17 protein-coding genes are annotated in these 20,208 nt (G+C 60.7%); 7 read left to right on the top strand and 10 right to left on the bottom strand.

The annotated features are described in order from the left end of the window. The first annotated feature begins 1 nt into the window (after position 1). Complete coding sequence (locus AC5RWO_RS01995) at positions 2-697, top strand: hypothetical protein (protein ID WP_498728991.1); 696 nt, start codon at positions 2-4, stop codon at positions 695-697. After that, positions 694-2,517 (top strand): choice-of-anchor G family protein, encoded by a 1,824-nt coding sequence (locus AC5RWO_RS02000; protein ID WP_498728993.1) that lies wholly within the window; start codon positions 694-696, stop codon positions 2,515-2,517. The genes AC5RWO_RS01995 and AC5RWO_RS02000 overlap by 4 nt, the downstream gene beginning before the upstream one ends. A 56-nt stretch (positions 2,518-2,573) precedes the next feature. Here the strand turns inward: AC5RWO_RS02000 and AC5RWO_RS02005 are convergent, their stop codons facing one another. Both AC5RWO_RS02005 and AC5RWO_RS02010 read right to left on the bottom strand, forming a co-directional pair. After that, on the bottom strand, positions 2,574-2,792 hold the full coding sequence (locus AC5RWO_RS02005) for a hypothetical protein (protein ID WP_498728994.1): 219 nt from the start codon (positions 2,790-2,792) through the stop codon (positions 2,574-2,576). Continuing rightward, a complete protein-coding gene (locus AC5RWO_RS02010) occupies positions 2,789-3,013 on the bottom strand; it encodes a hypothetical protein (protein WP_498728996.1) in 225 nt (74 codons plus the stop codon). The genes AC5RWO_RS02005 and AC5RWO_RS02010 overlap by 4 nt, the downstream gene beginning before the upstream one ends. A gap of 638 nt (positions 3,014-3,651) precedes the next feature. On the opposite strand from AC5RWO_RS02010, the gene AC5RWO_RS02015 reads away from it, so the two are divergent. Further along, positions 3,652-4,476: an alpha/beta hydrolase gene (locus tag AC5RWO_RS02015; protein WP_498728998.1), complete on the top strand. Its 825-nt coding sequence runs from the start codon at positions 3,652-3,654 to the stop codon at positions 4,474-4,476. Positions 4,477-4,532: 56 nt separating this feature from the next. Here the strand turns inward: AC5RWO_RS02015 and AC5RWO_RS02020 are convergent, their stop codons facing one another. The 3 genes from AC5RWO_RS02020 to AC5RWO_RS02030 all read right to left on the bottom strand — a co-directional run bounded on the left by AC5RWO_RS02020 (position 4,533) and on the right by AC5RWO_RS02030 (position 6,578). After that, positions 4,533-4,802 carry a hypothetical protein gene (locus AC5RWO_RS02020; protein WP_498728999.1) on the bottom strand — a complete coding sequence of 90 codons (270 nt, stop codon included), beginning with the start codon at positions 4,800-4,802 and terminating at the stop codon, positions 4,533-4,535. A 155-nt stretch (positions 4,803-4,957) separates the two neighbouring features. Further along, a complete protein-coding gene (locus AC5RWO_RS02025) occupies positions 4,958-5,692 on the bottom strand; it encodes an SDR family NAD(P)-dependent oxidoreductase (RefSeq protein ID WP_498729001.1) in 735 nt (244 codons plus the stop codon). Between the two features lie 34 nt (positions 5,693-5,726). Next, positions 5,727-6,578, bottom strand: a complete 852-nt coding sequence (locus AC5RWO_RS02030) for a formate/nitrite transporter family protein (protein WP_498729003.1) — start codon at positions 6,576-6,578, stop codon at positions 5,727-5,729. Positions 6,579-6,840: 262 nt separating this feature from the next. Here AC5RWO_RS02030 and AC5RWO_RS02035 point away from each other — a divergent pair, with 262 nt between their 5' ends. Further along, positions 6,841-8,559 (top strand): sensor histidine kinase, encoded by a 1,719-nt coding sequence (locus AC5RWO_RS02035; RefSeq protein WP_498729004.1) that lies wholly within the window; start codon positions 6,841-6,843, stop codon positions 8,557-8,559. A 70-nt stretch (positions 8,560-8,629) separates the two neighbouring features. Here the strand turns inward: AC5RWO_RS02035 and speB are convergent, their stop codons facing one another. Together speB and AC5RWO_RS02045 are read right to left on the bottom strand one after the other, a co-directional pair. Beyond that, on the bottom strand, positions 8,630-9,628 hold the full coding sequence (gene speB, locus AC5RWO_RS02040; RefSeq protein ID WP_498729005.1) for an agmatinase: 999 nt from the start codon (positions 9,626-9,628) through the stop codon (positions 8,630-8,632). Continuing rightward, entirely contained in the window at positions 9,625-11,004 is a 1,380-nt protein-coding gene (locus tag AC5RWO_RS02045) for an MFS transporter (RefSeq protein ID WP_498729007.1), read from the bottom strand. The genes speB and AC5RWO_RS02045 overlap by 4 nt, the downstream gene beginning before the upstream one ends. Before the next feature lie 172 nt (positions 11,005-11,176). Here AC5RWO_RS02045 and AC5RWO_RS02050 point away from each other — a divergent pair, with 172 nt between their 5' ends. After that, entirely contained in the window at positions 11,177-12,679 is a 1,503-nt protein-coding gene (locus AC5RWO_RS02050) for a PucR family transcriptional regulator (protein WP_498729008.1), read from the top strand. A gap of 1,396 nt (positions 12,680-14,075) precedes the next feature. On the opposite strand, the gene AC5RWO_RS02055 is transcribed toward AC5RWO_RS02050, so the two are convergent. Further along, complete coding sequence (locus AC5RWO_RS02055; RefSeq protein ID WP_498729317.1) at positions 14,076-15,167, bottom strand: acyltransferase family protein; 1,092 nt, start codon at positions 15,165-15,167, stop codon at positions 14,076-14,078. A gap of 148 nt (positions 15,168-15,315) precedes the next feature. Between AC5RWO_RS02055 and AC5RWO_RS02060 the strand changes: the two genes are divergently transcribed. Together AC5RWO_RS02060 and AC5RWO_RS02065 are read left to right on the top strand one after the other, a co-directional pair. Then, positions 15,316-15,855, top strand: coding sequence for a DapH/DapD/GlmU-related protein (locus AC5RWO_RS02060; RefSeq protein ID WP_498729009.1), 540 nt, complete (start codon positions 15,316-15,318; stop codon positions 15,853-15,855). Positions 15,856-17,641: 1,786 nt separating this feature from the next. Beyond that, complete coding sequence (locus tag AC5RWO_RS02065; RefSeq protein WP_498729010.1) at positions 17,642-17,881, top strand: hypothetical protein; 240 nt, start codon at positions 17,642-17,644, stop codon at positions 17,879-17,881. 188 nt (positions 17,882-18,069) lie between these two features. Here the strand turns inward: AC5RWO_RS02065 and AC5RWO_RS02070 are convergent, their stop codons facing one another. Beyond that, positions 18,070-18,915, bottom strand: coding sequence for a glycosyltransferase (locus AC5RWO_RS02070; protein WP_498729011.1), 846 nt, complete (start codon positions 18,913-18,915; stop codon positions 18,070-18,072). Next, on the bottom strand, positions 18,887-20,155 hold the full coding sequence (locus tag AC5RWO_RS02075; RefSeq protein ID WP_498729013.1) for a hypothetical protein: 1,269 nt from the start codon (positions 20,153-20,155) through the stop codon (positions 18,887-18,889). The genes AC5RWO_RS02070 and AC5RWO_RS02075 overlap by 29 nt, the downstream gene beginning before the upstream one ends. Positions 20,156-20,208 lie beyond the last annotated feature (53 nt).

The following is a 20,208-nucleotide window of genomic DNA, read 5'->3' on the forward strand; positions in this document are numbered from 1 at the left end:
AATGTTAACCAGGGCCATACCGGCAGCGGGGGTGCTGCTGCTCGCCGGCATGATGGTTCCGTCCCCTGCGTGGGCAGCGGACGCGGCGCCTGACGAGCGCCCGCAGACCGTTGTCAACACAACGCAGGGTCCGCTGAGTCTGGAGGTCTCGCCTTATCCGCTCCAGTTCGAGGATCTGACTCCGGGTGATTCGGTAGCTTGGACCATCACGCCCCGGCTGAAGGGGGGTTTGTCCGGACCCCTGAGCCTGCAGATCCTCTCGGATGGACCATTGGCAAACAACGACGCCGGTGCCCGGCTTACGCTGCGGCGCTGCAGTGAGCCATGGGTACAGGAACATTGCGCCTCGGGCGGGACCGTGGTCCTGGAGGCCCCGCTCAGCCGGCTCGACCCGGAGACGGTGCATGACCTCGGGTTCCTGTCGCCGGACAAGGGTGCGTACTTCCACGCGACGTTCACCATGCCGGCGGACCTGCCCGACGAGCTTCAGGACAGCAGCGCCACGTTCGGCCTGGGCTTTGCCTCGCTCGGCGATGAAGAGAACGTCGACGGCCCGCCGTCAGCCTGGAAGGTTCCACCGGGGCCGCTGCCCTACACCGGGGCCGACGGTCTCCTGGGGGTCTTCGGTCTCGGCCTGCTGCTGGCCGTGACCGGGATCGTCATGCGGTTCCGCAAACCAACAGGGGCCGGCTCATGAGGCGGCGGCTGCGTGCACTCGTCGCCGCTGCGGCCGGCAGTGCCCTCATCGGCACGCTGATGATTCCCGCCTCTGCCGCGAGCTGGACGGACCGGGAATGGATCCACGCGAACGCGGCCACGCTCAACTGCGCGGCCATGGACAGCGCAACAACGCGCGGGGCGGGGAAGCTTCTGGGCGGCGAGCTGCTCGACAAGGATCTGGACGACCTCGGGGAAGTGGAGGACGTCGTCGTCGTTAATGACGGGACGGCTTCGAGCGTCGATCCTCAGAACGCAACAATCCTGGGCGATGACGCCTATGCCAACCCGCTGAACGTCGAGGCACTCCAGTCGGTCAACGCCGAGCTCACTGGCCTGCTGGTCCTGCCGCTGGGTGCCGAAGCCGGCATGGTCAACCAGTTCGGCCAGGCCAAGGACACCGGTTACTCAGCGGGGGCGGCCGGCGCTGTCAGTGACTCCGGCGGCATAGATCTGCACCCTGAAACCGACCCCAAGCTCCCCCGCTTCGCCACCCTGGAGCTCGGCGAGGTATTAGACCAGGCGCTTGGGGAAGGAAACGGGGCCGGCATCGCCAACCTGGCCGATGTCCGCCTTGGCATCGGCGCCGTCGCCAGCAGGGCCACCTTGGATGCTTGCGCCGCCGAATGGCAAGGCAATATCTATTCAGCGCTCAAGCGGCAGTATGCAATCGCCGGCTTGGACGCCGAGCTGGACACTCCCCTGGCCGGAGACCTCATGTCCACGGTGGACACCACGCTCGGCACGCTCGAATCCAACGTGGAAACCCTGACCGGGCACGATGGAGCCGTCGACGACATCACAACTCTGGTCCTCGGTCCCGACGGACTCGGGCCTGTCCTCGGCGGCCTGTTGCTGGATGAGAAGAACATGGAGGCAGACCTCGGCCTCACCGTAGATCTTTCCGCCGTTCGAACGCTCCTGACCGAACCGATCAGCGACGCCGAAGGAACCTTCGTCATCGATCCGCAGCACGGCACGGTCACCGTGGATTTGGCCGCGCTGCTCGGACCGGAGTACCAGGATTCCGCCGGCCTCAACGGCCTGCCGCCCAATAGCCAACTGCAGGTCAAGAGCGCCGCGCTGAACACGCTGACGGGCGCCCTGACATCGGCGCTGGACAATTGGACTGCCCGGATCATGACGGCGGTCAACCAAGCCCTGGATGCCATCGAAGTGCAGCTCAGCGTCACACTGCCGGTAACGCTGATGGACGACGGGCTGCTGGGCGAACTCCTTCCCGTTGAAGTAGGCACACTCAGCATCACTGTTGGAGACGCGGCCACCGGGACAGGAGTCAGCCTCGCAGCGCTGAGGGCCGGACAAGCGGATGTAAAAGTCGCCTTGAAGCCCTCTGGCGTCTGTTCGGGCATCCTTGTCGGATCACTTTGCAGCGTGGTCAACGGGGTTATCGATGGCTTGGCAGGATTCGCCTCGAACCAGATTCTTGGTCCGCTCATTGCCGAAGTCCTAGACCGCAGCCTTCAGCCCTCGGTCACCAACCTCGGAACCCACCTGCAGGCGATGACCAGCCCGCTGGTCTCCGTGGTTTCCGAGTCATTGTCAGGACTGTTCGGCCCCGAAAGCGCCTTGTCGCTTACGGCGAACGCCCAGAACCAGCCGGACCCGGCAGAACTCGAGGGCCTGGATCCTTCGTGGACAGAGCGAAACCCGTGGCCTGATCTCGACGGTACGGGGCAATACGACGTCGCGGCCCTACGGATCGATGTTCTCGACCCGCTCGGGCTGGCCGAACTGGAACTGGCGCGCTCCTCCGTAGGCCCCAACGCCGTCAGGTAGCCTGGCTGCGCTCACAGCCTTCCCGCAACACGGTTCCGGCAGGGATCAGTTGCGGATCAGTTGCGGAAGTCGAGCTGCTCCGTGTAGCCGTAAGGGACGGAATCGCTGATCGCCACGGTAAACCGCCCGGGTTCGTGGCGGGTGACGAGGATGCCCCCGTTCCGGCAGCGCCTAGCCAGCCCCGTCATTTCCTCGACGGCGGCATTGAGCCTCTCGTCCATGGCGGCCCGGCTCTCAACCCGCACCTCGATGGTGGCCTCACATGGCGTTGTCATCGGACTGCCAGCTCGGGCTCGCCGGACAGCGGCCAGGCGGTATAACCTTCTGCCTTTTCAAAAAGTGTCCGCAGCTGGGCTCCGTGGCTTTCCAGCCAAAGGGCGTCTGCTCCGCGGGTCACTGCGCCGACATGGCCGGTGCGGATGCTTCGCCCGTCCTTCTTGATCTCGACTTCAAGACCGGTCAACTCGTTCCAGTCTCCATACAAAACGCTGCTCACGGTGATGCCCCTTCCTGCTGACATTTGCCGCCCTGTTCCGCCGCGACGGCGTGGGGACAAAAACGACCCGCCCCTCCCAGGGCCAACACCGAACGCTACTCGCCGGTCACGTGTTCCGATATGTCCGGTGGAACGGAACTAGCGACAGGTCCTTGTTCACCTGCCCAGTCGCAAGCAGCCTCCGCAGACGAACGCGCCCGGTGTCATTGTCAGAAGTCGCCTGCACGGAATGTCAGAACCCGGCCTGATTGAGGAGGTCCGGATACCCGGAGGACTGTCCCGAGCCATGTTCTACAGGCGGTCCGGGCACTCACGACCTGACCGCGTTACGACCTCCGTTAAGGCTCCCCCATGGGCGCAGACGGCGGAGGCAGGAAAAATGCTGCCTCCGGCCCTTGGCCACTTGAGCGAAGCCGAAACGTCGTTACTCTCGCCATGTAACTGGGCATCCGGGTCGCCGGCGTCATGGCAGAAATGCCGTCTGCCCACGACTGTCGAATTTCTTCTTCTCCATGTATCACGTGCTCGACGGCGTGCGTCAGCGGTCGGTGATCAGGTCGTCGGTCACGTGCCGTGTGCGGCGCGAACCGCTCTGCGATCATAAGACTGTGGCGAAAAAGTTGACGGTGCGAAGGATCATGCCGCTCGCGACCTTGTTCGTCGTCGTCGGGCTCCTGATTGGCATGCCGTGGTTCTTCCAACGCTCGCTCATCTATTTTCCCGACCGCGGCCAGCCACGCCCGGCCGCCGAGCTGTTGCCCGGAGCCCAGGAAGTCACGCTCATGACGAGTGACGACCTCAAGCTCGGTGCCTGGTACTTGCCAGCCGCAGACGGCTGCCGCGCGACCGTGCTCGTCGCACCGGGCAACGGCGGCAACCGGGCTTATCGGGCAGGGCTGGGACGAGCGATCAGCGAGCTCGGCTTCGGCGTGCTGCTTTTCGACTATCGCGGTTATGCGGCGAATCCCGGGTACCCGTCCGAGGACGGTCTCGCGCGCGATGTCCGCGCCGCTCGCGAGTTCCTGACAGGTGCGGCAGGAGTACCGGCGGGCTCGCTCGTCTATTTCGGGGAGAGCATCGGCGCCGGGGTGGTCACGGAGCTCGCCACCGAGCATCCTCCAGCCGCGATGGTGCTGCGCTCACCTTTTACCTCGCTCGCCGACGTCGGCCGGGCAGCCTACGGCGTGCCGGTGGGCTGGATGCTTCGCGATCACTACCCGGTACGCGAGAACGTAGTGCGGGTGGACATCCCGACCGCCGTGGTCTACGGGAGCGGGGACACCATCGTGCCCGCACAGCAGAGCCGGGACGTGGCTCAGGCGGCCCGGGACGCCGGAAACTACGTCATCGAGGTGGAGGTAGCGGCGGCGGACCACAACGATGCAGCACTGGCGATGGGTCCCGAACTCATCGGTGCCCTCGTCGACGTGGCTGGCCGCGGCGGGGCGACCGGGTGCCCGTGACGGTTCAGGACGCCGAGTACAAGCGCGTTTCGGCCGCTCACCACACACACTGCACGTCAATGGCCAGGTGGAAGTCCCCTGCGGAAGGCGTCCAGACGCCGCAAGAGCACATTCCCGTGCACACCTGCCTTGTTCTCGACGAAGGTCAGCGGTAAATCCGTGAATGCGTCCAGTACTTTGTCCTGATTGAGACCGTCTTTCGGCCCGGCGGGCGCGTCTGGCGCTGGAGGGCGTGCATCAGCGACCACCGGGATCGCAAGCATGCCAGCGAGAATGAACGCGCCGGTGACCTTCAAGAACGGTTTCTTGCTCAATGAGGAGGACATGATCCGGCTCTCTGTTCATGGCGCAACATCTGCGGCCGCTGAAAGCGGCGGGGAACCTGCCTGAAAGAGCGCCTGGACTTATGCGCTTATCCGAGAATACGTAGATCGGCAGTTGGAAAACCTTGGAACGGCTCGGAACGCACCTCATGCGAGGGTCACAATCCCCCGGCAACACTGATGACCGTTCCCGTGACGTAACTCGCCTCGTCGGACAGCGCCCAGAGAACGGCGGCGGCAACCTCCTCCGGATTCCCAACCCGCCGCAGCGGCACGCGCGCCGCAACCCGGCCCGGCCGCTCCGGATCTCCGGCAGCGGCGTGGATCGAGGTGTCCGTTGTCCCCGGCGAAATGGCGACTACCCGGATTCCCTGAGGGCCGAGCTCTTTACCCAATCCCTTGGTGAAAGTTTCAACGGCAGCTTTCGACGCCGCATAGGCCAGGTACTCACCGGGAGCACCTGTCGCAGCTGCAACGGATCCAAGATTGACGACGACGCCGGCCGCCCCTCGTTCCAGCCACCGCTGTACTGCGAAGCGGCTGTAGGACATCGTGCCGTGGACATTCACGTCGAAGATGCGCCGTGCCGTTTCCTCGTCCGAATCGAGAAAGGAGCCGAGCGGACCCGTGATGCCTGCGTTGTTCACCAGCAGGTCCACCGGCCCGAATTCTGCCTCGGCCTCGTCAAAGAGGGACGGAGATGCCGCTCCCGCGTCGGCCTGCAGAGCCTGGACACGATGCCCATTCGCTGCCAGTTCGGAGGCCAGTGCATTGGCATTATCTGCATCGCGGCTGTAGCTGAAGGACACGGAGTAGCCCCGTGCAACAGCACCCCTGACAACGGCAGCCCCGATTCCGCGGCTTGCGCCGGTGACCAGCAAATGTTTATCCATGCGAACAAGTCCTCTCCTCGATTCTCGCCGGAACCTAGCCGGAGTGGTGCGCGTCCTCCGGGTTCTCAGGCGCGTCATCACGGCGTTCCTTCACCAGCTTGCTGGCGCTCACCAGCCGCAGCGCGGTCACTAGCACGATCCCGCCAAGCACGTTGAAGACCACTACATAGGAAAACCAGCCGAGCCACTCAAGGTAGTTGATGTCAGCTCCCGCGTGGATGGCGCCGAAGATCAGCAGCGAGTCCAGGATCGAGTGGAAGAGTTGCATCCCGGCGAGCAGGAAAGCCCCTACGATTGCGGCCGCGATCTTGCCGGTGACGCTGTCCGTACCGTGCTGCATGCGGGTCATCAACGTGATGGTGCTTCCTCCTAACACGGCAAGACACACGGTTTCCCAGTTGAACCCGGCGTCGAGAAAGTGGTTGGCCGCCGTCGTGATGGTCTCGCTCCACTGCGGGAACGCCGTCATGATCAATGCCATGAACAGCCAACCGCCCATCAGGTTGGCAATGAGCGTGCCGCCCCAGAGCTTCCCGAGCTGCGCGTAGCTTGCCTCCCGTGCGACGACGGCCGCAATGGGCACCAGGAAGCCCTCCGTGAACAGCTCGCTCTTGGCTAGCAGGAGGGCGACGAGGCCCGCGCTGAACGCCAGTCCCGCGAGGAGGTGGTTCCCGGTCTCATGGAGCACGCCGAGGTAGGCCATAATGCCAATACCTATCTCAAACCCGCCGAACAAGCCGGTGATGAGCACGTCCCGAAAGGAACGGTTCAGCCGCTGCGCTCCTTCCTCAACCGTGCGGTCGAAGGATTCCTCCACCTCCTCCTCAACCGGGCCTGAATTGTCGCCAAGTTCCCGCCGGCGTGCATCGCCTTCGGTGTCGCTCATACGTGTCGCCTATCCGCCGGAAAGTGTGTGGTCATTCTACTGTTCCACCAGACCCGAGCTCAGCGGTGATGGCCGCGTCACGGCGTGCCGCCCTGTTGCCCGCCCGGCGGTTCCCGGTCCGCTATCCTGTCCTATGGCAAGCTCCGTCTAAAGCCAATTACGCCCGGCTGCGGCCGTGCGGAACCCACGTCAATCGCAGCTTTCCCGGTTGAGCATCCGCCAACCCAACCGATCCCCCGCTCAGGGGCGACAAGGAGAGAAGATGCACCGGCCCGGCGCCCAACTGCCTTTCGCCGAGAACTTTCACAGTCTCGGCCTTCGGGCCAGGGTGGTGCTCTGCCAGTTGCCGCTGGTTTCCTGCATGCTCGTGGTTGTCGGCGTCTTTGCCCTGGCTGAGCCTGCCATGTTCGCCAATCCCTGGTTCCGCTTGTGCCTGCTGCTGCACGCTGTGGTCCTGGCCCTCTGCGCACTCATCCCTTGGGAACGATTGCCGGTTCGGAGTTTCCAGATCATCCCGATCATCGACTTCGCCCTGATCGCGCTGTTGCTGCATGCCGACGGCGAGGCGCTCAGCGGATTGGGCATGCTGCTGGTTTTCCCGGTGATCTGGCTTTCCGTCAGCGTCCTGAAAAGCCGCATCCTGATCAGCTTTGCCGGGAGCCTGCTGGCCGTCCTCGTGCCCGTGCTGCTCTCCGAAGCCGTTAATGCCACCCATCTGCTGCGCCTGGTGCTCGCACCGGCCATCATGCTGGCCATCTCCGTCTCGGTGCACATTATCGCCAACAACCTGGAGTTCCAGCGCGCCCAGATCGCAACGGCCGAGGCCGAACTGCAAAAGGTGCTGCAGGCCAGCCGGGAACGCGAGCAGTTGCTGCACGCGGTCGTGGACAGCATGGACGTCGGATTGGTCGCCGTGGACTCCCGCGGCGGCGTCACTCTGGTCAACCGGCAACAGGAAGAATTCGCCGTTCGCGCGTCATCGCCGGGACGCGAAGTGGCATCCCCGGATCTGCAGGCAGACCACTCAAAGATTTACGACGACGACGGCGCCACTCCCCTGCCGCTCGATGCCCGCCCCGTGCACAAAGCGGCCAGGGCGGAGGAATTTTCCGGCCAGATCGTGTGGCTCGGCGACGGACCCCAGCGGATCGCGGTGTCTGCCTCCGCATGCAGGATTTCCGCTCAGCAGACGGAGCCGGCGTACGCCGGATCGGTGGTGTTGTTCAAGGACGTGACTGCCCAGTTGGCCGCACTGGCCGCCAAGGACGATTTCATGTCCGCCATTTCGCATGAACTCCGTACGCCGTTGACCTCGATCCTTGCCTACGTGGACCTGGCACTTGAGCACCCGGACCTGCCCGGCCAAGCCGCCGATTACCTCGCGGTGGCTGACCGCAACGCCGAGCGGCTGCTGGAGCTGATTTCGGACTTCCTCTCCTCATCGGCCGGGACGCTCGAAATCCAGCCCGAAGCCGCAGACCTGGCGGACGTGGTCCAGAGAAGTATGCTTTCCGCGGCAGCCGGCGCAGCGGCCAAGGGCATCGCCCTGATCAACGAAATCGACCAGGAACTGCCAGCGGACATAGACCCCGGGCGGATGACCCAGGTGATGGATAATCTGCTCTCCAATGCAGTCAAATACTCCCCTCGGGACAGCACCATCAGAATCCGAGGCTGGCGAGATGGCGGCTCGTCGGTTCTGGAGGTCGAAGACACCGGCTATGGAATGGATGCCGCGGACCAGCGCCGCGTGTTTGACCGGTATTTCCGGTCCAGCTCAGCCCGAAGTGCAGGCATCCACGGCACGGGGCTCGGGCTGGTGGTTACTAAGGAAATAGTGAACCGCCACGGTGGCACCATCGAAGTTGCCAGCCGGCTGGCTGCCGGAACCAGGGTTACCGTCAAAATTCCGACGGCGGGTAGTCACCAGCGAGCCGAAGCGCTGCCTTCGAGAGCGACGGCGATGGACAACAAGCGTTAGCAGTTCCGGACATGGCTGCGGGCCGGTGGGAAAACCCCACCGGCCCCAGCCTTTGCAAGGCAACAAAGGATCAGACAGCAGCCCCCTGCAGGTCCTCCTCGCCAACAAACGTGGCGCCCTTGTCGCGGTTGACCATCAGTGCCAGCAGGTCGAAGACCACCGTCGCCGCCGCAAGAGTCGTCACGTCGGCATGGTCGTAGGCGGGCGCAACCTCAACAACGTCGGCACCCACAATGTTGATGCCGTTCAGTCCGCGCAGCAGCGCCAGCAGTTCGCGTGAGTGCAGGCCACCCATCTCAGGCGTCCCGGTCCCCGGGGCGAAGGCCGGATCCAGCACATCGATGTCGATGGAGACGTAGACGGGCGTGTCGCCCAGCCGGTCCTTGACCCGCTGGATCGCAGCGGGCACCCCGATGACGTCCAGGTCCGAACAACGCAGGATCTGGAAGCCGAACTCGTGGTCCCGCAGGAAATCGTTCCGGTCATAAACCGGCCCGCGAATGCCCACGTGCATCGAGCTGTCCTCCACCAGCAAGCCCTCCTCAAATGCGCGGCGGAACATGGTGCCGTGCGTGACCGGCTGGTCGAAGTAGGTGTCCCAGGTGTCCAGATGCGCGTCGAAGTGCAGCAGCGCCACCGGACCGTGCACCTTGTTCAGCGCCCGCAGCATCGGCAAGGCAATGGTGTGGTCCCCGCCGATCGAGATGAGCCGCTTGTCCAACCCCAGCAGCGGCAGCGCCTGCTCCTCGATCTCCTGTACGGCCCGGGTGATGTCGTACGGCGTGCAGGCAATGTCGCCCGCATCCACTACTTGGGTCTCGTTCACGGGTTCGACGTCGAGCTCCACGTGGTAGCCCGGACGGAGCAGCCGGGAGGCTTCGCGGACGCCGGCCGGACCAAACCGGGCGCCAGGCCGGAAGGAGGTTCCGCCGTCGAACGGTACGCCGACAATGGCGATGTCGTAGTCGGGGACGCGGTCAATCTGGGGCAGCCGGGCGAACGTGCCCAGGCCTGCGTAGCGCGGAACTTTAGTGGCGTCGACGGGTCCGATGGGACGGTGGGTGGTCATAGCGAGGATCCTTCCTTGGTACGTTCTGCCGGAAAGGCCGGCTTTTTGTCAGAGGTGAGTTCGGAAAGGGTCTTGTTGGCGGTTTCCGGCGCGAGCAGGAACGTGGCCACCAGCCCCACCAGGGAGATAACGGCGCCGATCAGCAGCGAGCCCGCGGCACCGAAGCTGAGGATCGCCACCGGCATCAGGTACGTACTGGCGGCGGACCCCACCCGGCTGATCGCGGTGCCGAATCCAACCGCCGTCGCCCGGATCTCCGTGGGGAAGAGCTCGTTCGGGTAGACCACCTCGAGGAAGCTGGAGGCACCCGAAGCAATAGCGAAGATGGCGAGCGCCAGGAACAGCGGGCCGGCCTGCACGTCCGGGATGAAGGCCGGGATGGCTAGCGCCACGGCGATGACTCCGAAGGACCCCAGCAGCAGCTTCCGCCGCCCGATCTTCTCCACCAGCCAGAGGCCCGGCACTCCCCCGATCACAAACAGCATGGAGATCAGGAAGGAGCCGCCGTAGAGGTTGGCATCCCCGGTCAGGCCGAAGGAGGCCAGCAGGTCCGGCGCGAAGGTGTAGACCGCGAAGAGCGGAATCACTTGGGCCGTCCAGAAGATGGAGACGAACAGCGTGCGTTTCCACAACTGGCCCTTGAAGATATCGGTAAAGCTGGCCTGTTTGGCGCTCGCCTCAACATCAGAGGAAATGTCGCTGATGTCGTATTGCTCCCCGTACACCTTTTTGATCACCGCACGGGCTTCGTCCTGCCGGCCGCGGGAGAGCAGCCAGCGCGGGGATTCCGGCGTTCCCAGCCGGCAGAGCAAAGTAACGACGGCGAAGATCGCCGGGCTCGCCACCATGAACCGCCAGGCGTCCGGTCCCATGTCGCGCAGCAGGTATCCCACGGCGAAGGCCGCCGCAGCACCAACGGCCCAGACCACAAAGGTGGCGCCGAGCAGCCGGCCGCGCACCTTGCGGGGCAGGAACTCCGCGAGCAGCGAGGTGGCAATCGGATAGTCCGCTCCGATGGCCATGCCGAGGAGGAAGCGGCACAGGACAACGTGCCAGACTTCGGTGGCGAAGCCGTTCAGCAGAGAAAACAGGGCCAGCGCGATCAGGTCGGCGATGTACATCTTGTGCCGGCCGATCTTATCCGTCAGCCAGCCGAAGATGGCGCCGCCGAAGAAGATGCCGATCAGGCTCGCCGCGCCGATCAGCCCGATCTCCCCGGTGGTCAGCTGCAGCCCCGGCGTCATCGTAATAAAGGCAATCCCGATGATCGACAGCGCGTACCCGTCAATGAACGGACCGCCCGAGGCGAAGAAGGTCAGTTTCTTATGGAATGTGGTCAGCGGGGCATCGTCAATGAGATTGCTCGTTGCGCTCATGGCCGCCCTCTCTCGTGAATGCTCATCATTGAGCTGGATCGTGATGGTTCCATCATTCGTGATCCTGCTCACGGCCAAAACCCATAGAATGACTACAAAGAAAGAGGACGCTTAGACATATGTATAAAAACCGCAAACAACGACGGCGTTCTGCCCGCCTTCAGGAGGGCGCATGGCGATAACGGTCGCCGAACTGCTGGCCGAGCCGCAGCTGGGTTTGAGCCTACTGGCGGGCGCGGACGGTTTGCAGCAGCGGATCACATGGGCGCACACGTCAGACCTGCCCAGACTGTGGGAGTGGGTGACCGGCGGGGAGATCATGATGACCAACGGCCTCTCCATCCCGGCTGACCCCGCGGGTCAGGTCGGGCTGGCGGAGGCCTTGGTGGCTGCCGGGGCGAGCGCGCTGGCCATCGGCGAAAAGATGCATGCACCGGAACTCACTCCCGAATTCCTGGAGGCCTGCGACCGGCTGCCGCTGCCGGTGCTCAACGTGCCGTACCCGTTGCCGTTCATTTCCATCGCGCGGTCCGTCGCCGAGTCCTCACTGCTTGAGGAATCGCGCAGGCTCCGGCAAACGGCCAGGATCTATGACCTGCTGCGGCTGGCCGGCCCGCTCGCAGAACAGTGGCAGGCCCTGGTCCAGGGGGTGGCCGCCCAGCTGGAGGCCCAGCTTTATGTAGTGGACCGCCGGTGCCTCCACCCTTGGCACCCCGGCGGAGAAGCCCTGCCAACCGAACTCGCCGGGCAACTGCAACCGCTGATCGCAGCGGCTCCGGCTGCGGGCAAGAAATTCCAGTGGCATCACGTGGACGGAAGCCACGTCCTCATGATGGACGTTCCCACCCATGACAACGCACTGCTGCTGGTCCTGCCGCTGTCCGAGCCGCACCCGGACGCAGTTGTGCTGCTGCACGCAGCTTCCGTCCTGGGGCTGGAGCTGTCCCGCACCATGCTCGCGTTGGAAGACCAACGGCGTCTGGGAGCGGAGTTCCTAGCCCAAGCGCTCGAAGGCCGCTATGCCCTTGCGGATTTGGAAAGCCGATTCAAGAGTTTCCAGCTGCCGGCCGAGCAATTCCTCATCGTGTCCGTCTCGGGGCTGGATGAAGAGAGTTTCGCCACTATCCATGCCGAATTGTGGCGCCATGGCCTAGCCCATGTAAGTCTGCGCCAGTCCAACACCCTGCATCTCGTCCTGCCGCCCGAATGCACCGAAGACCAGCTGCGGCACACACTCCCCGACGGCGCCAGAATCGGAATGAGCCGACCCACCGACGCCAACGGAATACAGCGCGCCCTACAGGAATCGCTGTGGGCGCTGGGCACGGCGGCCAGCACAGGCCAGACACTGGTCCGCTACGGAGACGGCCCCTCGTGGTTGGGCTTGACCAGTATGGAAGAAGGACAGGCGATGGTCCAACGCCTGCTGGGACCAATCCTGGAGTATGAACGGGGCAAGCAGCCGGATCTGCTCAAGACCTTGAAGACTTACCTTGACCATCAACGGTCCTGGCAGAAGACCGCCGCGGCACTGTTCACCCACCGGCAAACCGTCATTTACCGGATCCGGAAGATCAGCGAACTGACCGGGTTGGACATGGCCGAGACATCGTCCTTGGCCCAGCTGTGGTTTGCGTTGCAGATCCACCAGACGATGGATCAGCAGCAAAATTAGTTACAGAAGTCGAGCTGCTCCGTGTAGCGGTAAGGACCCGCATCGCTTATCCCACAGTAAACCTACGAGCTGTGTTCATCGGGCAGCCAGCTCGGTCTCACTGGACAGCGGCCAGCGGCCTAGCTGTATAGCCTTCCGCCTTCTCAACAGTGTCCGTAACTGTGCCTGTGGTTTTCGAGCCACATCGCATCGGCCCAACGGGTGACTGGACCGACATGGCCTCTGCAGACAATTCGTCCGTCATTCTTGATCTCAAGACCGGTCAATTCGTTCCAGTCTCCATACAGAGCGCTACTCATGGTCGTGCCTTTCAAGGGACCCGAGCACGAAGACCCCGGCGCCAAGCGATGACGAGCACCGCAGCCAACGCCAAAATTTAGGTACCCAACGGGGATTACCTATCCCTGGCATTGATCAGTCGGATTTTTTCCAAGTAGCCCACGTCAGACTTACATTGTCTTGATCATCGGGAGCTGACACCCGCGGGAGAACGATCAAGTTCGGTGCCCGGCCTATTCCCTAACGGGGCCGGCACCTTGCTCATCCCCGCGTACCATTGGCAGAGTCCTCGGTGCTCATTACGATGCTATGATTCGGGCATGTCGTTGGGGGAACAGCTTCTTTCGCTTGCCGTTGAGTACGTTCGATCTATTGAAATGCGCAGTGAGGCCGAGACTTATGCGTCGTTTGGTGGATTCCACGCCGGCAGGGATCCATCCGAAATCGCCACTGAGTCTGAAGCCGTATTGAAGCGAGCCGTCAACGGAAGCTAGATCGATTGCCGTAGACGTTAGGTACATGCGGCGTGCTTAGACGACGTAAAGAAAACACCGGGTGACGTGATGCTGGCACCAGCCGTCACGCCCAAACCGGAGGTCTTCAATGTCCCATGCTAATGCGGCCTTTACTCCAAAAGGAACGACTGTGCCCGACAGAATATGTCGCCGACGCTGTACACTTCGGTTGAGCGTTCCAGGTCTCCTTCACGGTCTCCAGCGCTGCCCCCTGGCCGACGCGATACCGTCAGGAGGCGAAGCCGGTTGGCCTATGCGAACTCCCACATCTCAGAAACCCAGCCTCCCACAGCGTTTGCGGCTGACTGCACCTAACACCACAGAAGCCTTACCCGCCTAAAATCAACCCCGCAACCAACCGTGTACCCTAACTTCAGGACAATCGAACTTGCCTGAGTTTTACATACGTCAGTGGCCAACGGTCATGATGCCGGCTGAGCCGCTTGTTATCGGCGAGCCGGACGGGCCGACCACCACAAAGTCTGTCTAGTCTTCCCTCGATGGCTTGTTCTAAGGAGAACACGCTTCTTCGTGAGCGTTCAATCGTCGGCTGGACAAGGCTAAGTTGACGCGTCACCTAAAGGTCCCAGCTTGAGCTGTCTCTATCGAGCAGCCCCAGACGCTTTTATTTGTGTCTTCCGCTCGTCCCCGATAAGCCACGCGGGAGGTTCCAAGAGGAACCTAAGTCTGGACTTGCCGACCCAGATGCCGGCTGAAAGTGACATACATACCAGTGCCATAGTAAGGACAGGCACTGTCAGCAGACTCAACCATCCTGGATTGCCTAGGTACAGACTAGCGACGGGAGTTCGAGTAGTGGCTTCCAGTATCACGGAGATTAGCACAATGTGGAAGATGTAAATCGGCAAAGTCGACCGACCCACCCGCGCGAGCGCAGCCTGAATGGCTCCGGTACCGGTGAGAAAGTTGCACGTCAGGCAGACAGCGAATAGGCCGACAAGGGAAAGGACCGGCTCTAGTGTTTGCGCCATTCCGGCTGCCTTGAGTGCCAGGTAGAGGATTAGATACGTACCCCCCAAGGCGACAGCGGCAGGTACAGACGCGCGACCAGCGACCCTTTCCCACGCGTTGCGTCCGAAAGCGCCCGCATAGAACCATACAAAGTTGGCCAAAATAGCAGGAATCTGCGGAGAGCTCCATGGATGCGATAGCAGGTCCCGCGCTAGATCGGAATACAATATTGCGACTGAGGACAACACGAGAGCGGCCAATCCCACGCCGATCTTCGCACCTGGGCCACACTTGGCGACGGTAAAGCACATAAAGAAGTATCCAGCCAAGGCGTAGATGTACCAGAACGTCGTGGGCAGTAGGAGCGACGACACAAAATCGCTGAGTTGCAGATTTTCGATCCACCCCACTAACGAAGCAGGAACTAATCTTAGTGCGAATAGAGCTGTCCAAATTACGTAGAGATAAAGTGGGCCCAAGACTCGCTTCCGCAGTGCAGGGACGCGTCGCTGCAGGGCAAAGCTGATAACAAACCCGGACAGCAAGAAAAACAGCGGCATCCGCAGCGGAACAAGAACATTAGAGAACTCGGTCCAGACGCCCCACCCGCCAGGGTTTAATTCTGCATCAAATCGGGTTGATACATGCTGGATTACGACCATGACGATCGCGACACCCTTCAGAACGTCGACCCATTCAAGACGTCGGTCAGACTGTGCGATTTTCCCACTCCTCTGCTACGCATTGAGCAACAACTACTCCACCTTACAGTTTCTTGAACCGTCTGCTAAGGGATCCGACGATGACGATGGAGAGTTGCTAGTCTAGTATGAAGATTTGTATTTCTTTCAATTTCTTGGAGAACAGATAATGAATCCTCTTCAGCGCTTCCGCATGCGGTTCCTCGGTTATCTTTCAGAAGAAGACTACCGCAAAGCAGGTGCGAAAATCGGACAACAATTCATGCCTGCTAGAGGGTTTAACCTGAATTTGAATGACTGCTGGATGGTTACTATTGGCGATCGTTTTGCAACTGGCCCTGACGTCATGATTTTAGCTCATGACGCATCGCTCCGTAATCGAATAGGCTATTCGAAAATGGCCCCAGTTGATATTGGCGATGACGTTTTTATAGGTGCGCGATCATTGATACTGCCCGGGGTGACGATCGGTGATCGAGCCGTAGTCGCTGCTGGCGCTGTAGTTATTCGCGATGTTGCGGCCGGCACCATTGTTGGAGGAACGCCCGCCCGAGTAATCGGCGATGTGGCCGAAATGGAATCCAGATGGGAGACCGCTGCAAAAAACGGCTCCAAAGCGGGCCCAGGCTGGAAGGAACTCACTCGTACCGCAACGGGCCGTACATCCCTCAGAAGTCTGGTTGGCGAAGGCCAGATCTGGGTAGATTAGCTTCTTCTTATCCTGATTGAGTTATTAGGGAGTACGCCACACACCAGCCAGCCATTTCCGAGTTTCGTTTATGGGACGTAAGCCCGATAAATCCCCCTTAGTTCTGCTTAATCTTTAGGTAGATCTCGATAGAAGCTCGATATCCATTCAATAAACGCGCCTTTTTCCACATGAGCAGATCCTCTATACAAATTTCATGTCGCCCGGCAGGGCCTCAAAATCCGGCTCTTAACAGGGCATCGAGAGGGCCTACACATCGTCTCCGTCATCTAGGATGATGACAGACTGGTCCTGCAGATCGAATCCTGCCGGCAGGCACGGACGCAGACGGGTACGCCTGCACGATATCCCGTGCTTCGGCGGGCCCGTCCGGTTGGTTTGGCCAAACGGCTCTGGCGGTGCCCGGATGCCGACGGCCCGACAACTGCTTTCACGGCTCATCGACTTTGAACGTGCTGTCCTTCAAGTGAAGGGGCTCGTAGCCTGCGAGCATAGGTGTTGTAGAGACATCTATTGCTGAGGGAAAACAACAGCCGGACGGCGGGTTTTCATTGAACCAGTCGAGAGGGAAGCCGCGTGCCCTGAATGCGGGGTCTCTTCGCCCCGGAACCACGGCCGGTCCACCTGTTCGGTGGTCTTCATTGCGGCGGCGCACCGTTGGAAGTCTTTGTCGGGAAACGACGCTTGCGATGCCGGAAAGAACTGTGTCCGCGGCGTTCTTTCGTGCAGACCACCGAGCAGCTCCCGCTACGCGCCCGGCTGGACATAGCATTGTCTCGGTTCTCGCTGCAGAGATGCATGCCGTTTCGGCCTGGCAACAATCTGCCAGGTTTCCTGGACGACGGTGATGCGGGTCCTGAACCACACGATTCTGCTGGAAGGAAACCTGGATCGCCGGCTTGTTTCGTCGTCTTGGCATTGATAAGCACCGATTCCGGACGGTACGGTACCCGAAGAGCGAGGGCAAGGTGAAACACGTTGAACCGTGGTCAATCGTGTTCACCGATTTGGACTGCGGCACGCCCCTCGACATCGTTGACGGCCGCCCGGGGGTCAAGCAGTTCGGGACTGGTCCGTGCAATTCCGCGGCGACGGAACAAGATTCAGACGGTCGAGACGGATATATCCGCGGAGTTTCACCGGGCTGTACGCACGGTCCTGCCCAAAGCGGTGATCGCAGTCATTTTCATGTGGTGGCAAGAGCAAACCAGATGATCACGGAGGTGCGTAGTCGCCCTTCCCACGATCTGCATATCCGACGTGGCAGGGCCAGCGATCCGGCATGGCGTATCGGAAACTGCTGACCTGCAATCAGGAAAAACTTCCCGTGGCCCAGCGCGACAGGCTCAAGGAAATCATCGCCGCCGATATCGAGCTAGGCGTTGTCTGGGGGATCAATGAAACGCGTACGGCAACTCCTCAAAACATGGGACATTGAGGAGTTCCAGCGAGCGTGGGCCGCCATTGAGCAAGCAGTGAAGGCCACGAAGATCGAAGCGAAATCGCTGGTCCGGACGATGAAGATGTGGCGGCGAAAGCTTCTGCAGGACCGGGATCACAAATGCCCGCCGCGAATGAGCTAATCTCACGGCAAAAACCTCAAGCGCGCTGACCGTGGCCACCGGAACCATGCACACTGCCGAACGCGGATACTCTTATACCCAGCCGCCCGCCGGGTCGGCTAAGCACCTACCGTTACGCGGAAAGTGGAAGAGCCCCATACGTTGGCCAGGGCCAAGGCGAACCTGACCATCCGCGCCGTCGCCTGGGCCACCGATGCTCTGGAGTGTTTCGGTTCGTTCGTCGCCGCGCTGGCCCCCTGCTGGACGTCTCCTGGCACACCGTCTGGGACGCCATCAGGCCTAAAGTTGAACGGCGCACGAGCAGCACGAACCGGCTCCAGGGCATCAACGCCCTAGGCGTCGACGAGCATAAACGGTCCGACATCGACCCCTCGGGCACCGGCACGGTCACCGGGTCATCGACTACACCCGCGACGCCCCCGGCGGGGTCCGCGCCGACTTGATCGTCCGCTACGTCTCGGAGGAGGGCCCTGAACTCGTCACCGGGTTCCTCGCCGCATTCCCGACCTAACTACAGACTCAGACCATTACTCGCAGCTGGCGGCTATCGACTAAACCGAGAGAAATCCATCAGCCATCCTAGATGCGAAGAGCCTAAAATTCAGGCACTACATAGCAAAGGCGTTCTGTCTTATGACTGGAAGTATGACTTTCCCTTAACGAGAGGAGCGCGCGGATGTGGTATTCGACAATGGATAGAAAGAAGCGCCCGATCTGATATTTTGACGAACGAAGTCACGAGACGGTCCGCAATAAGCGGCATCCGTGGTTTATGCCGCCGCATGACGGCTTTCGATTCGTCCTGGCTTCCCTTTTGGGACGAAATGCTGCCCGCATGAACTCGAAACGATGCTAGTTCCTTCGGAACGTATAAGACGCGCCCCATCTTAGCCAGCTTGAGAAAGAGATCCTGATCCATTGAGTTCATTAGCGCCTCATCGATGCCCCCAACATGATCAAAGTGCTTGCGACGCATAAGCGATCCGGGCTGACCCATGAAATTGTGTCCGAGACGAGCGTATACTGCTGACCATCGTCCGGGTCGGATCACCCATTTAGACTGGTCCCGCCCGTCAATATATCGAACGCGGCCCAAAACTAACGAAGCGTCTGGAGCACGGTCCATGACTTCTACCGTGCTGGCTAGGGAACTAGGTGCCAAAACATCGTCGTCGCCCAGCCATGCGAGATATTCTATATGCTCGCCCATTTCCTCGAACCCTTGGTTGAGTGCGGCTGACAGACATCGTCCTCTTTCCCAGATGATCTTGGCACCATACTTGGTAGCAAGATCATGGATTTGGGCACCAGCCGGAGCAACGACAACCAATTCTACAGTAACACTCTGTTCAAATATGGACCGTAGCGTCGTCTCAAGCCAAACTCGGTTTCGGCCTAACGTAGGCACCACGAACCGTATCCGCGCTGCGTTACTTATATTCTGCGTCTCAACGTTTTCCAAGAGATGGTCCCTCATTTAGTTGCATGAAATTCTTCGTAGTGCTAACCGGGTATTCAACACGACGCATTCCACCAGACCACCAGAAAGCAACGGAAGCAAAACCCCACAAAACAATAGTGTAGTCAGTAAAATTCGAAAAGAGACAATCCCACACTACCTGAAAAGCAATAAATGTTGTTAAAGCAGCCCATCTAACATTCATGGTCATCGTCGACTTAATCGCTGCATAAATTATCCAGAGACAGAATATGGTACTCAGCACTCCTCCCTCAACCCAATATTGGGCCAACACGGAGTGCAGGGTCACGGCTTCGTTGCCCCGGTACCATCCAGCATAAATAACTGAGGTGTTCTGTACCCCCAGGACCTCAAGCAGGTGGGCGCCTTCACGCACCAATTCGTCAGGAACGACGCTCACATCGCCCCAGCCCAAAAATGGCCGTTCTGAGATGATAGAGAATGACATCGCTGGTTCGGTTCGGCCCGCCAAGAATAGTGGACCTTGATCAGCCTGAGCGATAGTTTTTGCCCTTACGGCATCACCAAAATAACCTTGTTCTATCGCCCACGGAACAACTGCCAGCGGCATCAGAAAGAGCGTGCACAATCCTCCCCTCGTGATCATGCGCATCACGAGGCTCTGAGACGATCTGCCTGCGAGATGGCGCCCCAGGTAGATGGCAGCAGTTAGCAAGCATATGATCGCATGTGACCGGAAGTTCATGAATAACGATGCTGAACCTATGCAGCCAAGAACAATGGCGTTCGGCCACACTCTCTCTCTGTTACGCGATAGAAAATACAATGCGCAGATGGTCACAGGTATGGCAATGCCATACTTCCACAGCATGTCGAACCCGCCTGAAGTCAATCGGCTACCCACGATTACCGAACGTAATATCCATCCAATGGAAACTCCGCAAATGAGAGCCATAATTAGCGTATAACGCCCTTTGGCTAATGCGGAAGCAGCAATAAATGAGGCGGCTAGAACAAGAAGTATGATGAAGCTTCTTTGCCATATAGGTGCCGCATTGTTCAACATTGCGAATATGTATGAAATCGCCGATATGAATACGACGATCAATGGAACCTTCACGGATCTGGCCAGTTTCCCGAATGGGACGCCCATGGCAACGACCAAGCCTGCGATAAGTGGTATCCCGACATAAGTGGGAAGGATGGGCAAGGGAATAGCAAACAAACCGCCTACTAGCACGATCTTCCAAGCGGGGGTGTCTGTTGTCCTGAGCATCGCTCACCATTGTTCCACTGAACCGGCTCCGAGCCTATTCCGTGAACACCGCT

It is taken from the genome of Arthrobacter sp. B055-34 (genome assembly GCF_059090425.1).

Coding starts and splice junctions, on each gene's coding strand:
- AC5RWO_RS02050 (WP_498729008.1), top strand. CDS start 11,177: ATGGCGATAACGGTCGCCGAACTGCTGGCCGAGCCGCAGCTGGGTTTG.
- AC5RWO_RS02025 (WP_498729001.1), bottom strand. CDS start 5,692: ATGGATAAACATTTGCTGGTCACCGGCGCAAGCCGCGGAATCGGGGCT.
- AC5RWO_RS02000 (WP_498728993.1), top strand. CDS start 694: ATGAGGCGGCGGCTGCGTGCACTCGTCGCCGCTGCGGCCGGCAGTGCC.
- AC5RWO_RS02070 (WP_498729011.1), bottom strand. CDS start 18,915: ATGAGGGACCATCTCTTGGAAAACGTTGAGACGCAGAATATAAGTAAC.
- AC5RWO_RS02005 (WP_498728994.1), bottom strand. CDS start 2,792: ATGACAACGCCATGTGAGGCCACCATCGAGGTGCGGGTTGAGAGCCGG.
- AC5RWO_RS02020 (WP_498728999.1), bottom strand. CDS start 4,802: ATGTCCTCCTCATTGAGCAAGAAACCGTTCTTGAAGGTCACCGGCGCG.
- AC5RWO_RS02075 (WP_498729013.1), bottom strand. CDS start 20,155: ATGCTCAGGACAACAGACACCCCCGCTTGGAAGATCGTGCTAGTAGGC.
- AC5RWO_RS01995 (WP_498728991.1), top strand. CDS start 2: ATGTTAACCAGGGCCATACCGGCAGCGGGGGTGCTGCTGCTCGCCGGC.
- AC5RWO_RS02030 (WP_498729003.1), bottom strand. CDS start 6,578: ATGAGCGACACCGAAGGCGATGCACGCCGGCGGGAACTTGGCGACAAT.
- speB (WP_498729005.1), bottom strand. CDS start 9,628: ATGACCACCCACCGTCCCATCGGACCCGTCGACGCCACTAAAGTTCCG.
- AC5RWO_RS02045 (WP_498729007.1), bottom strand. CDS start 11,004: ATGAGCGCAACGAGCAATCTCATTGACGATGCCCCGCTGACCACATTC.
- AC5RWO_RS02060 (WP_498729009.1), top strand. CDS start 15,316: ATGAATCCTCTTCAGCGCTTCCGCATGCGGTTCCTCGGTTATCTTTCA.
- AC5RWO_RS02035 (WP_498729004.1), top strand. CDS start 6,841: ATGCACCGGCCCGGCGCCCAACTGCCTTTCGCCGAGAACTTTCACAGT.
- AC5RWO_RS02015 (WP_498728998.1), top strand. CDS start 3,652: ATGCCGCTCGCGACCTTGTTCGTCGTCGTCGGGCTCCTGATTGGCATG.